The sequence below is a fragment of the Alteromonas sp. 1_MG-2023 genome, from assembly GCF_030547075.1.
Lineage (GTDB): Bacteria > Pseudomonadota > Gammaproteobacteria > Enterobacterales > Alteromonadaceae > Alteromonas.
Window position 1 is genome coordinate 52,531 of record NZ_JAUOQH010000012.1, and the last position, 13,415, is coordinate 65,945.

Below are 13,415 nucleotides of genomic sequence, written 5' to 3' on the forward strand. Positions count from 1 at the left end.
CGTCCTAATTACTATTACAGAGCTGACATTGAGTTTGCATTTACGCTTACTCAACCTTGTTTTTCAGCTCTGCTTAGCCCGCTAGCCAATGAATAATATTAAGTAAAAACTGTTCGTTTTGTTCAGCCCCAACCGATCTCATACCATGCTTCATACCTGTTCGAGTATCGATTTGAGAAGAAAACATCATGCCTTCAGAAAACACTGCAACGCGCCCCTTGCCCAATTCCAACAAGGCACCCTGACTCCAGCCTTCGATAGCTCTTCGAGGCGTGCTTGACGTTATTTCAAAAGGAACTTCTGGCTCAATAGATACCGCACGTGGCCCAAGCGTTAACAATGAAATAGCCGCTTCTGGTGGTAAAAAAGCAGCGCCGCCAAATGTTTTAACTTGAATCACTTCTTTTGTGTGCAACTGACTGTTTAATACTGATGTAAATGCGCCATGTGGACTTTCTTGCATAAAAACGGGAAGTTCGACATGGTTTGGGCGTTTAGCTTCAGGATTGGCTTCTGAATTAGCATTAGCACTAGAATTATCATCTAGCTTAGTATCTTCATGTGCATAGCTTACTGCATGGCTCACCAGGGTCCCCGTTGCTTTATTAAACAGTGTTGCCTTAACGTGGCCATTGGTAAACGTGAAGCCCAGCGCTGTTGCCAGGCTTTCAATCACTTTAGGAAAAGGGGCGTGATCAGCAATAAGAAAAAGAGAACCGCCGTTACGTACCCACTCAACCACATCAGTCACTTCCTCATTAGTTAGCGCTTGGTTAAACGGGGGTTGCCAGTTGCTTCGCTTTTTATCAAGAGCGTTGGCGATAACAAGAATATCCACATTTTTAAGGGCTTGTTGGCTGAAATTCACCTTGTTCGATTCAACCGTAACTCCGTCGCTTAGCAACACCTGAGCGAAGGGTTTGAAGCGATTATTAATGTTAAGAAAATTGTGGTGAGCTTCATCAACCCACACTACTGGGCTGATATTTGCAGTGTAAGTTGCTGTTCGCTTGTAGGGTTCAAATGTCGCGTCTGCTTGCTGAGGGCTGTCAGTGCACGAAACCACTAAAAGCACATTGAAAAGAATAGCTATTCTCGCCATAGTTTTCATTAACACGTCCTTATGAATAACTTCTAGAGTAAAAAGAATAAAAATAAAGCCAATATTTCATAGTATTAGAGACAACTTCGACTGTAGTTAGATTATTTTCCAATCATTTTGTAATTTTTATTTTTTGCCCGTGACTATAGCTTTGAAGGTTAATTAATAATCACCAAAGAATACACAGGGATTCACAATGACGGCACAAACTTCAGTAAATCAAAATGAGTTAGCGTTACAAGCCACTGATTCATACGGAAACGATGCTTGCGGTAATAGTACTTATGGAAACAAAAGCAACGCAACTAGTACCTACAAGGATCATAAAGCGCATTTAAATACCAATGCGTGGTTCAAACAGGGATGGCAGCTATTTAAGCAGGCCCCTTTTTCGTTATTTGTTCTTATGCTGAGCCCGTTAATTATTGAAGGTGTGTTGCAGCTATTAGCTGGCCCCGTAGCGCTAGTTCTATCAAAATGGATAATGGTGCCAGTTATTGGCGCTACTTGGCTTTGCATTCATAACTTGGCAACAAAAGGAAAAGTATGGTCATTCTCTGCAATAAGCAATGCATCATGGGGAAAATTTTTACTTATTAGCCCTCTCCTTTTGCTCCCCTTTTTAAGTCAGCTTATGTTTTCTTGGTTACTACTTGGACGTAGCGGTGTAGATTTACTTTTATTCCAACAGTTTATTGATATAAGCGCACATACATTAGGCTTAATATTCTCATCGGCAGTCCCACTCATTATGCTATTACTTTTTGTTGCGCCACTAATGCTAATAGCTAAGCGTTCTTTCAAACAAAGCATGACAACAACCTTTTCGATTGTTTCTGCACAGACGACATCTTTCGCCATATTGTTCGCGCTAAACACCTTGGTTATTTACTTTGCGCCTCACACCTTTGGTTTGTCTGTGTTACTTGCAAGTCCAGTGCTAGCTTGTATCCACTATGGCGCTATTAAGGCACATCTAAGCCACATGTAAATGATAAATAGCCTTTAAATTAAACCAACAAAAAGGCCGCTCATGTCAGCGGCCTTTTTTAACGTTTACCATTACCAATGTTTCGCTCATGCCGCTTTTCGTAAATACAGGTTATAAATCAGCGCAATCATTAGGCATACGCTAGCCGGCGCAATAAGCGAGAAAAACTGAAACATGCCAAACAAAATAGCGCCCGCTGTACCACCAAAAATGAAACCGGTAATAATGAGTAAGAATAGCTTGGCTTTTCTGGTATCTAGCTTTTCCCCTCGGCACAAGGCGCCAAGCATAATACCTAAATCGGTGAAAATACCGGTAACGTGAGTAGTTCGAATAATAGCGCCGCTATAGGTTGTAGCCAACGCATTTTGAAGCCCGCAGGCCGCTGAAGCAAAAAAATGACCAACAAACTGTTCGTTATACAAAAACGCCAGTGCAACAAGCAATAAAAGCGCCTCTATAACAAGGGCAGTATCGTAATGTCGCCCCAGTTTTAATGTAAACCCATGCAGTAAGAAGCCTGCAATGGAAGCGCCAGCAAGGAAGGAAAGCAAGACGCCTACAAGATGAAATGCATTTTGCAAAGTGCCTTGATAAACACCAGTACCTAACAAAGTGGCAGTACCCGATAGATGCGACACAGATTGATGGTCAAAACCAAGCAGCCCAATCGCATTCACATAACCCGCCACCAGCGCTAAAATAAACGCGCCGAATTCTACCCACTTAGGTAGCTGTGAAATCATGATACCTCGCCTATTTCGTATTCAGATAAGACAAGCATACTCGCAACAACACAGAATCAATCTGACCAATATCAATAAAAGTCGTCATAATAGACGCTTATGTGTCTATCAGCAGCACTGACATTGCTTAAATACATTGCTCTAATACTTAGCTTAGCGCAGTAACAAGTCGCCTTGAACGGGAACGTATTTACTAGCCGCTTTAATTAAAGATACGGAAGTAAGTTCTTGTACACCGTACACTTCTACCTCTTTACCTTTATCTACTAGCTTGCTGGCCAGCAAATCAAAGTCGCCATCACCTGTGGCAAATACAATGGTGTCAGCTAATTCAGCATACTCCATAGCATCAATGGTAATACCTACATCCCAATCGCCTTTCGCTGAACCATCGGCGCGTTGAATGAAAGGTTTTAACTTCACTTCAAAGCCAATACCACGCAGGATATTTTGAAACTCTCGCTGCTTTGTATCGCCACGTTCAATGGCATAAGCCACTGCCTTCACCACGTTTCTACCCTGCGTCGCCGTGCGCCAAAATTGATTGTAATCAAAATTACACTTGTGGATTTGTCGGGTAGTGTAGTAAATATTTTGCACGTCGACGAAAAGCGCAACGTTATCCATGGTTATTCCTTATGATAGCAAGAAGGCTCAGCCTTTTTGGTGTTAATGACTAGCTTGCCATTAGCGCGAGTAGATTAGCTAAATGTACGAATATATAAGGCTTCAACTTTGTCTCTTGCCCACTGAGTTTTGCGTAAAAACTTCAGTGAAGACTTAACAGAAGGGTCGTTGCTAAAACAGTTCACCCTAATTTCTGCGTACAAGCCTTCCCATTGATAATGCTCAACGAGACGAACAAGGATTTTTTCAAGGGTAAGCCCGTGAAGAGGATTGTTTGGCTGCTGTTGGTTCATAATGCTAATTCCGAATAGAAACAGATACGTAGCGCGATTAATCATCTCGCTTGTACGTTGATTTTGTTATTTTAACAGAGTATGTTGGCATTCCCTTCGAAAAATTCGAAGGGAATGCCGTTAGAGCAAATAAACATAACTAAATTTAGGTAAACAAGGAAAGTTGTATGAGTGATAATATGAACAATAGCAATCAAGTGAGTAATGAAGCCGGAAGCGTTCAGGAATATTGGGGTATGCCCCTCAACACCTACTGCATGCTCATTCACCTTAGCCAGTTAACCAGCTTTATTATTCCTGGGTTAGGTCTTATTCTTCCTATTGTCATGTGGGCAACGAATAAAGATAAACACCAAGAAATTGATATGCATGGAAAGATCACGGTTAATTGGCTAATCAGTTTATTTATCTATTCACTTATTTGTGGCCTTCTTAGCTTAATCATCATTGGCTTGTTTGGCTTAGTACTGCTTGCCATACTGAACTTCGTATTTGCTATTGTTGCAGCGGTTAAAGCGAACAAAGGCGAATTATGGTCGTACCCGTTGAGTATTACGTTTCTTAAATAATACTTATATAACTACTTAAATTGGTCAATCAACGTTATATATGAACATTAAACAGGACGACCTTAGCGGTGGCGATGTTATCGCCCTGCTAGAAGAGCACTTAAAAGATATGTACGCCACTTCTCCCCCAGAAAGCGTACATGCCCTAGATGTTACTGCGTTAAAGTCACCTAGCATTACGTTCTTTAGCGCATGGCAAGGCGACGTACTTGCGGGCTGTGTTGCCATTAGAAAATTAAGCGACACTGAAGCTGAATTGAAATCTATGCGAACTGTTGCCGCTTTTCGTAATAAAGGCGTAGCAACACAGTTGCTAACCTTTGTAATTGAGTTCGCTGGTGCTAACGGATACCAAACCTTAAGCCTAGAAACAGGTACACAAAGCTATTTTAAAGCTGCCCGGCAGTTGTATGCCAAAAACGGTTTTAACGACTGCGGGCCTTTTGGCAATTATCATATTGATCCCAATAGCCACTTTATGACCAAACCGTTAGATTAAACTTACTTGCTCAACTAAAAATGCTCTCCCTCTTTATACCGTTATAGGAAAACTTACAAACATACCCAAAAACGTATTCAAAATACCTAAGAATATGTTTGCATTGACATATCCCCATTGCCACCGCCAAAATGCTACCATCTTAGCTAACTGAAACATCTGTATTTTGACTACGCTATCGCTGCACAACTACCAAGTAAAACTAGATAACAACTTCATCACACCTGAGTTTAGCTTTACCGTATATAAAGGTGAGCATGTATTAATTGCTGGGCGAAACCGTGCAGGAAAGTCTTTGCTTATGACGGCATTGGCCGGGCGTGGTAAAGCATTGGCGGGAACACGCAATACGACTATATCGGTTGCTGAAGTGAGCGTAGCGGTTCAACAAGCACTCATTCTTGAAGAAAAACAGAAAGACAGTGCAGATCTGCTTGATATCGTTCCCGAACCTACCCTAGTACATGAACTTTTAAGTCAAACAAACCCTAACTTTATACAACACAGCGCGTATGAGGCGTTATCAACATCTCTGAACGTTGAGCATTTACTTAATACTGCTTTTCTTTCACTGTCTACGGGAGAGACCCGCAAAGTACTCTTGTTACTTGCATGGGTGAGCAATGCCGACGTTATTCTAATCGATGAGCCTTTTGAAGGCCTAGATAAAGAAGCACGGGCACGTTTCAACACCTTCTTAAGCCAACAAACTCAGTCTACCTTAGTGATTACCGCAAACACCGTGCGTGACGTGCCGAAAGTGGCCTGTAAATTAGTCTTGGTTGATGCACTACAGATTGTGTCGTCTAGCGACGCTAGCATGGCACCTGAAGCGCTAGTTACTCGTTTATCGTCGTGGTTTAGCTTAAGTACGGCTGCGCCCACGTTGCCACCTAGCACTGAAACGTCTAAGATCTTTCCCAAAGACGAGCCGCTTATTGCCCTTCGAGATGGGTGTGTTAAGTACGATGACAATACGGTATTCAAAGAATTAGATTTTATGGTTTACCCTGGCCAGCATTGGCAAATATCGGGGCCCAATGGCTCGGGCAAAACCTGCCTACTTACTATGATTACTGGCGATAACCCTCACTGCTATACCAATGATTTGACCTTGTTTGGAATAAAGCGAGGCACTGGGGAAAGTATATGGGATATCAAGCAACACATTGGCATTATGTCGAACGCACTGCACATGCAGTATCGGGTAAATTGCAGCGCTCACCATGTGGTGACCTCGGGTTTTTACGATAGCATCGGCCTTTATACCACGCCTACTAATGCTGAAAATGCGATTGCCGATGCATGGCTTGATGTTATTGGCTTTTCCGATAACAAACACACACCTTTTAATAACTTTTCTTTTGGTGAACAGCGCTTGTTACTTATAGTGCGCGCCATGGTGAAGCACCCTGCGGTATTAATACTTGATGAACCCTGCAATGGGTTAGATGATATTAATCGCACCAATGTGCTGGCACTGATAAAGCTTTTAGCTGGCTCTACTCATACTACCCTGCTTTATGTTACTCACATAGCAGATGAGGCAATTGAGGGCATTGATAACTTGCTTGATATGCGAGATTACCAAGGCTAATTTGCTTTTGTTGATATGGCTTTTGTTAAAATAGATTCCGTGAATTCGGCTTCCAAGTATAAGAACTCCTTGAGACGGCTTCCGTAAAGCGGCTTACGTGTAAACAGCTTGCCCGTTTATAATAAAACCCAGCTTTCAGCTGGGTTTATTCTTTATTTCTTTTGACGTGCTGCTAGTTTTTCTAACTGTTCGTCACTGGCAGGTAGTTGGTGGTTTGCTTTCCACTCAGAATACGGCATTTTGTACACCACTTCCCGAGCAGCATCATAATCGATGTCTTCACCCTGCTCTGCTGCAGCCGATGAATACCATTTAGCAAGACAGTTACGACAAAAATCAGCCAAAATCATCAGGTCGATATTTTGTGCATCTTTGTTCGCGTCTAAATGATCAACCAAACGACGAAACACAGCGGCTTCAATTTCAGTTTGCGTTTGCTTTTCCATGATGCTCCTTTCTTTAGAAACAAAAAAGGGAGCTAGGCTCCCTTTCTAATTTTTTATATCTGTCTTAAATCTGCGTATTGCTGCGAAACTTAAGTTAAAACCTAAGCTACAGCAAGGTAGCAAATAAAACCTTACTCTGCGTCGTCAGACTTAGGAGCAGGCTTTTCAAGTAACTCTTTAATACTTAGACGTACGCGGTTTTGACGGTCAATTTCCATCACTTTCACGTCAATCATCGCACCTTCAGTAAGGTAGTCAGTTACTTTGTTAACACGCTCGTGAGCGATTTGAGAAATATGTACTAGGCCTTCTTTGCCAGGTAATACTTCAACAAACGCACCGAAATCTACAATACGGGTAATCTTACCGTGGTAAGTTTTGCCCACTTCGATTTCAGCAGTAACTTGCTCAATCTTGCTGATAGCAATATCGGCTTTAGCACGCTCAGTTGCGAAGATTTTGATAGTACCATCGTCTTCGATTTCGATGTTGGTATCAGATTCTTCAGTAATTGAACGAATCATTGCGCCGCCTTTACCGATAACGTCGCGGATCTTATCCTGATCAACTTTAACAGTGTAAATGCGTGGAGCGAATTCGCTAAGCTCTTCGCGGTGACCGCCAATTGCTTCGTCCATTACGTTAAGAATATGCAAACGTGCTTCTTTTGCCTGTTTAAGGGCAATTTGCATGATTTCTTTAGTGATACCTTCAATTTTGATATCCATCTGCAATGCAGTGATACCGCCAGTAGTACCAGCAACTTTAAAGTCCATGTCGCCAAGGTGATCTTCGTCACCAAGGATGTCTGAAAGTACAACGAAGTTTTCGTCGCTTTTCACTAGACCCATTGCAATACCAGCAACTGAAGCTTTAATTGGTACACCTGCATCCATAAGCGCAAGTGAAGTACCACATACAGAAGCCATTGAAGATGAACCGTTTGATTCTGTAATTTCAGAAACAATACGTACTACGTACGGGAATTCTTCTTCGCTTGGCATTACAGCTTGAATACCACGCTTCGCCAAACGACCGTGACCAATTTCACGACGCTTTGGAGAACCAATCATACCGGTTTCACCAACACAGTATGGAGGGAAGTTATAATGAAGCATGAAGCGGCTGTCACGACGGCCTTGAAGCTCGTCAATCATCTGCGCGTCACGTTCTGTACCTAAAGTAGCAGCAACGATTGCTTGAGTTTCACCACGTGTGAAAACAGCAGAACCGTGAGTACGTGGTAAAATGCCCGTTGCAACGTCTAGTGCACGAATCATCTTAGGATCACGACCGTCGATGCGAGGCTCGCCAGCAAGGATGCGTGAACGAACTACGTCAGACTCAAGATCGTGAAGAAGGTTTGATACTTCTTTCTTATCTTGGGTTTCGTCTTCAGCAAGAATGGCATCACGTGCTTTTTGTGTAGCAGCAGTTACTGCATCTTTACGTACTAATTTGTCAGAAATTTGGTAAGCAGCAACCATTTCAGCTTCAGCTAATGCTTTCACTTTATCTTTAAGGGTTGTGTTTTCTGCTTCTGGTTTCCAGTCCCACTTGTCGATACTAACGTTCGATGCGAACTCGTTAACCGCAGTCACTACAGTTTGTAATTGTTCGTGACCGAACATAACTGCACCAAGCATAACGTCTTCAGAAAGCACGTCAGCTTCTGATTCAACCATCAATACCGCGCCTTCAGTACCAGCAACAACTAGATCTAGTTCGCTTTCTGCTTGCTCTTCAACACGGGTATTTAGAATATATTCACCGTTGGTATAACCAACGCGTGCAGCACCAATTGGGCCATTAAATGGAATACCAGAAATGGCTAATGCAGCTGAAGTACCAATTAATGAGATGATATCGGTAGGAATATCTGGGTTAGCAGACATTACAGTGATAACAACCTGTACTTCGTTTTTAAAGCCATCTGGGAATAACGGACGGATAGGACGGTCAATCAAACGTGCAGTAAGGGTTTCGCCTTCTGAAGGACGACCTTCACGTTTAAAGAAACCACCAGGGATTTTACCCGCAGCGTATGTTTTTTCTTGATAGTTTACTGTTAATGGGAAGAAGTCTTGATCTGCTTTCGCTTCTTTCTTACCAACAACAGTAACTAATACAGCGGTGTCATCCATACTTGCCATGACGGCTGCTGTGGCCTGACGAGCGATAACGCCCGTTTCTAGTGTTACAGTATGCTGACCATACTGAAATGATTTAGTAATAGGAGTCACTATTTGTCCTTTAATTTCAATCTTATTTATCGCTTATAATCGCGGTGCATAGTATAGCGATGAACTTACGCTAATACCATTAACAAATTTTCAAATCGTAGAATTCGTTGCGGTTTGCGGCTATTTCGCACACATCACGTATCCACTGTGATTAACCCACTACTCAATGTAGTTCACATTAACGATTTAAGCGCATAAATACTCACCGCAATATAAATATCATCACAACAAGATAAAATTTGTATGAATACGCTCAAATTGTATGTATTTTCATCATAATGACATAAAACCTCGTATGCTATAACTAAACCTACACGGTGCGCTAAGGGGAATGTAATGCTAGTACTTAGACTAAATAAAGCTGGCATGCCACAGGAATGGATCCATGTTGAGCAAGCTGCAAAACTCTATTGTCAGGAAAAGGTATTATTCGAATTAGGCAGTGGTGCTATTACGCTTAAAGGTGGCTGGGATCATGATGGCCACCAAAGTCAGTTAACCTTATCAAGTATTATTGCTTGCGATGGCAAAGTAACGGATTTAAGCGGCAAGATAGCGTTAACCAATCGGTATCTGTTTAGGCGTGATAATTATTTGTGCCTCTACTGCGGCCAACGCTTCTCACCAAGCCTGTTAACCCGTGACCATATTATTCCACGCTCACGGGGTGGCAAAGATAGCTGGACTAACGTGGCGACATCTTGTCAGCGCTGCAACCATGCAAAAGCAGCTAAAACCCCAGAAGAAGCCGGAATGCCTTTGCTTGCTGTCCCCTTCAGGCCAAACGTTTATGAAAGATTCTATTTGGTTAACCGTCGGATATTGGCCGATCAAATGGAATTTTTAAAAGGCCACTTTACCGATAAGCGAGATTGGCACTTAAACGGTTTCCCCTAGCGATTGAGAGCTTGACGAAGTATTCGGCGGACAGGCACTGTTTTCCAATGCCTCAAACCATAGGCTTAGCCAATCTGAACACATTTTATGTTCAAGTTCGTGTGCTTCTGCCGTGGGGCAAAACAAACTGACTTTTACGACGACTTTAGCGAGTTCATTAGTTTTAATTTCAACCTCAGGGTCTATTTGAATAAAGTCTTGTTCTAAGTGACGTTCAATAAGACCTTTGTATCGCTCTGCTACATCACGAAAATATTCACAGTGAGCATGGGCACTGGCCCTAAAAGCCGGTAATAAGCTATAAGCATTAACCGTAGGCTCATTGACAATATTAAATGAATGCAGTTTATAACGACGTAAGAAGTTCAAGTTACGTACCGTTTGCGTGACTAACTGACTGTTGGGTACGTAAACGTGCTTACCAGTATAGTTAAAGGTTTCAGAGTCAACCTCTAACAAGGCAGTTTTTGCCCAATCCATTTCCACCACTTCACCAATAACATTATTCATTTGGATCCAATCCCCTACCCTGAACGGCCGTGCGCCTAGGTAGTAAATGAAGCCCATAAAACATTGAATAAATTCGCGGGTAGCTAACACAATGGCTACCATGAAAGCGGCAATTGAAATAGCAAGGTTTTGAATTTCAGACGACCACACCATCATCAGGAGCACTATGATAAACGCATTACCTAACTGCTCTAATATATTGATTTGGTTACGTCTATCTTCCCCTTTGCGGGAACTGCGGCGCTTAATTAATCGAAGGACTCCTTTTTTGAAGAAGTGCAGTAACACCACTAAAAAAAGCGAAGCTAATAGTTTGTACTCCAAAACAAATTCAACAAAGTTGTGCCACATTTGTATTGGATCAATCACTATTTCCATTTAGGAGCTCCGCTTAAGCATTGGGTAGAACATAAAAAAAGCGCTGAAAATTCAGCGCCTTTATTATGAAGCATGCTATCGATGGGCACAATGCCGACCAGTGGGAATATTCACACTTAGCCTGCTGGCAATGCGCCCTATTTGAGCACTAATTACTCACGAATTTGGCCAACACCGTTTACCAAGTATTTTTCAGAAGTAAGCGACTCTAATCCCATTGGGCCATACGCATGAAGCTTAGTGGTCGCGATGCCAATTTCTGCCCCTAAACCAAGTTGGCTACCATCTGAGAATCGTGAAGATGCATTTACCATCACGACACTAGCATCTACTGCGCGCTGGAACTTCTTCGCGCTATCTTCGTTTTCTGTACAGATAACTTCGGTATGGTTACTACCAAAATCGGCGATATGAGAAATAGCACCGGCAAAGTCATCTACTACTCGAATAGCAATTTCTAAACCTAAATACTCTTCGCCGTAGGCATCTTCGCTAATAACATCAGCGCCGTTAAAGTACTGAGCACCCTTCTCATTCACATGCACTGTCACTTTCTGTTGCTCGAACGCTTCAGCAACGCGAGGTAAGAAGTCGCCAGCGATTGCCTGATGCACTACCAAGCCTTCTAACGCATTACATACGCCAGTACGTTGGGTTTTACCATTAAGCAGGATAGCCAATGCTTTATCCAGATCAGCGTCTTTATCTACATATAAATGACACACACCTTTAAAATGCTGAATAACGGGCACTTTAGAGTGTTCAGTTACGTAGTTAATTAGCCCTTCACCGCCACGTGGAATAATAACGTCAATATAGTCACGTTGTTCCATAAGCTCTTGCATAAGGGCACGGTCTGGGTTTGGCACTACCGTAACGAGTGCTCTTGGCAAATTGTGCTTTTCAAGCACGTCTTGCATCAGTCCGGCGATGGCTAAACTGGTGTCTAGGGCTTCTTTACCGCCACGCAAAATAACACCGTTACCTGATTTGAAACATAGTGCGCCGGCATCAGCTGTTACGTTAGGGCGTGCTTCATAAATCATGCACACTACGCCTAATGGAATCCGCATCTTTTTAATTTCAATGCCATTCGGACGAGTGCCAATTACACGTTCACGGCCAACAGGATCGTCAAGGCTAATAATAACCTCAATGCCTTCAGCCATAGACTCTATGCGGGCATCGTCTAAAACTAGACGGTCAATCATGGCGTCATCTAAGTTATTTTCCTTAGCGCGCGCCACTTCTTTTTCGTTAACCGCTTTAATGGTGTCTTTATTACCACGAATTGCCGCAGCCATGTCTTTTAGCACAGCGTTTTTTTCTGCTTCATCCAATATGGCAAGTGTCTGGGCTGCTTGTTTCGCTTGTTTTGCTAATTCTGTAATAATACTCATTCTTCCTCCAAATTTGCTACATGCTGATCAGAAATGATAGGGCCAGTCTTGTCTTCAAATTCACTGGCGAAGTCATCGTTTTCCTGATTCGCGATAAAATTCAGTAAACAGCTACTATAGTTAGATTTTGCTTTAACGAGCTTAGTTCCGTCGGCCTTTCTTACCAAAATGGTATCGCCTACTGAGAACTCTCCCTTCACATCAACTATTTCGCTGCTAGTCAGTTGTTCACTGTCGTTCTCTAATGAAGAGTCAAAATCTCCATCAACTATCACTTCACCTTGCGCGTTCGAGGTATGGCGCATCCAGTGTACGTTTTCTAACATTGGTTTGTCGTAAGGACTAAAGTGAGTGCCAGGATTTTTACCGGCAAGCAACATATTAAATGACAGCTCGGTAAAGCCGTTAATAATATATGTATCTATACCATGCGAAACTGCTTTTTCCGCCGCTTCAATTTTTGTGCGCATACCACCGGTGCCTACACCGCCTTCTGCTGCGCCGCCAGCCATGGCATAGATGCTGGCGTCTATGGTATCTACTTTTTTCAGCAACTCAGCATCATCGTGATCATGAGGGTTTTTATTATATAAACCATCAATATCTGAGCAAATGATAAGTGCGTCGGCATCAGCTGCTGCTGCCACCATAGCGGATAAATTATCGTTATCACCTACTTTTAGTTTGTCAGTGGTAACCGTATCGTTTTCGTTAACGATAGGCAGCACATTATGCTCAAGCAAACTAAAAATAGTTTCACGTATACTAACGTAACGCTCTCTGTCGCGCAGGTCAGCATGGGTTAACAACATTTGCGCTGATGGGAAGTCGAATAACCTGTCCCACGTAGCAATCATTTCTGTTTGCCCTGCCGCTGCCATTGCCTTTTTCACTGCAATGTTTGATTTTTCATGGTCAGGGAATAGGTGTGCCCCTGCTGCAACAGAACCTGAAGACACCAACACTACCTGTGTACCATTCGCCCGACAACGCACAATGAACTGGGCAATACTAAGCAAGTAGTGGCTGCTGCACCCCTGCTTATTCGGCGAGATTAGTGCACTGCCTACTTTAATGACCACGCGTTTCCAATTGGGATGACTCATAATATTTCATT

The 13,415-nt window shown here is 42.6% G+C and carries 14 protein-coding genes; 5 read left to right on the plus strand and 9 right to left on the minus strand.

Annotated features, from left to right (window positions below; all coding sequences use genetic code 11):
- Nucleotides 1-73 precede the first annotated feature (73 nt).
- Nucleotides 74-1,111, minus strand: coding sequence for a DUF4350 domain-containing protein (locus Q4561_RS13480; protein WP_303461161.1), 1,038 nt, complete (start codon nt 1,109-1,111; stop codon nt 74-76).
- Nucleotides 1,112-1,298: 187 nt separating this feature from the next.
- On the opposite strand from Q4561_RS13480, the gene Q4561_RS13485 reads away from it, so the two are divergent.
- Nucleotides 1,299-2,093 carry a hypothetical protein gene (locus tag Q4561_RS13485; protein ID WP_303461163.1) on the plus strand — a complete coding sequence of 265 codons (795 nt, stop codon included), beginning with the start codon at nt 1,299-1,301 and terminating at the stop codon, nt 2,091-2,093.
- Between the two features lie 86 nt (nt 2,094-2,179).
- Here the strand turns inward: Q4561_RS13485 and Q4561_RS13490 are convergent, their stop codons facing one another.
- The 3 genes from Q4561_RS13490 to Q4561_RS13500 form a co-directional block, all read right to left on the minus strand.
- Entirely contained in the window at nt 2,180-2,839 is a 660-nt protein-coding gene (locus Q4561_RS13490) for a YoaK family protein (RefSeq protein WP_303461165.1), read from the minus strand.
- Nucleotides 2,840-2,992: 153 nt separating this feature from the next.
- A complete protein-coding gene (locus Q4561_RS13495) occupies nt 2,993-3,466 on the minus strand; it encodes an NYN domain-containing protein (protein ID WP_303461167.1) in 474 nt (157 codons plus the stop codon).
- A gap of 74 nt (nt 3,467-3,540) precedes the next feature.
- Entirely contained in the window at nt 3,541-3,759 is a 219-nt protein-coding gene (locus Q4561_RS13500) for a VF530 family protein (protein ID WP_303461168.1), read from the minus strand.
- Between the two features lie 167 nt (nt 3,760-3,926).
- Here Q4561_RS13500 and Q4561_RS13505 point away from each other — a divergent pair, with 167 nt between their 5' ends.
- From Q4561_RS13505 to Q4561_RS13515, 3 genes are all read left to right on the plus strand, one after another.
- Complete coding sequence (locus tag Q4561_RS13505) at nt 3,927-4,328, plus strand: DUF4870 domain-containing protein (protein WP_303461170.1); 402 nt, start codon at nt 3,927-3,929, stop codon at nt 4,326-4,328.
- A 40-nt stretch (nt 4,329-4,368) separates the two neighbouring features.
- Entirely contained in the window at nt 4,369-4,827 is a 459-nt protein-coding gene (locus Q4561_RS13510; RefSeq protein WP_303461172.1) for a GNAT family N-acetyltransferase, read from the plus strand.
- 166 nt (nt 4,828-4,993) lie between these two features.
- Nucleotides 4,994-6,424: an ATP-binding cassette domain-containing protein gene (locus Q4561_RS13515; protein ID WP_303461174.1), complete on the plus strand. Its 1,431-nt coding sequence runs from the start codon at nt 4,994-4,996 to the stop codon at nt 6,422-6,424.
- Nucleotides 6,425-6,576: 152 nt separating this feature from the next.
- Here the strand turns inward: Q4561_RS13515 and Q4561_RS13520 are convergent, their stop codons facing one another.
- Both Q4561_RS13520 and pnp read right to left on the minus strand, forming a co-directional pair.
- Nucleotides 6,577-6,870: a DUF1244 domain-containing protein gene (locus Q4561_RS13520; RefSeq protein WP_303461175.1), complete on the minus strand. Its 294-nt coding sequence runs from the start codon at nt 6,868-6,870 to the stop codon at nt 6,577-6,579.
- Nucleotides 6,871-7,001: 131 nt separating this feature from the next.
- Nucleotides 7,002-9,113, minus strand: a complete 2,112-nt coding sequence (pnp, locus tag Q4561_RS13525; RefSeq protein ID WP_303461177.1) for a polyribonucleotide nucleotidyltransferase — start codon at nt 9,111-9,113, stop codon at nt 7,002-7,004.
- A 336-nt stretch (nt 9,114-9,449) separates the two neighbouring features.
- Between pnp and Q4561_RS13530 the strand changes: the two genes are divergently transcribed.
- Nucleotides 9,450-10,010, plus strand: coding sequence for an HNH endonuclease (locus tag Q4561_RS13530; RefSeq protein WP_303461179.1), 561 nt, complete (start codon nt 9,450-9,452; stop codon nt 10,008-10,010).
- On the opposite strand, the gene Q4561_RS13535 is transcribed toward Q4561_RS13530, so the two are convergent.
- The 3 genes from Q4561_RS13535 to proB form a co-directional block, all read right to left on the minus strand.
- Nucleotides 9,993-10,898 carry a mechanosensitive ion channel family protein gene (locus Q4561_RS13535; RefSeq protein WP_303461181.1) on the minus strand — a complete coding sequence of 302 codons (906 nt, stop codon included), beginning with the start codon at nt 10,896-10,898 and terminating at the stop codon, nt 9,993-9,995. The genes Q4561_RS13530 and Q4561_RS13535 overlap by 18 nt on opposite strands.
- Before the next feature lie 152 nt (nt 10,899-11,050).
- Entirely contained in the window at nt 11,051-12,298 is a 1,248-nt protein-coding gene (locus Q4561_RS13540; RefSeq protein ID WP_303461183.1) for a glutamate-5-semialdehyde dehydrogenase, read from the minus strand.
- Nucleotides 12,295-13,404 (minus strand): glutamate 5-kinase, encoded by a 1,110-nt coding sequence (gene proB / locus Q4561_RS13545; RefSeq protein ID WP_303461185.1) that lies wholly within the window; start codon nt 13,402-13,404, stop codon nt 12,295-12,297. Before proB ends, Q4561_RS13540 begins: the two co-directional genes overlap by 4 nt.
- Nucleotides 13,405-13,415 lie beyond the last annotated feature (11 nt).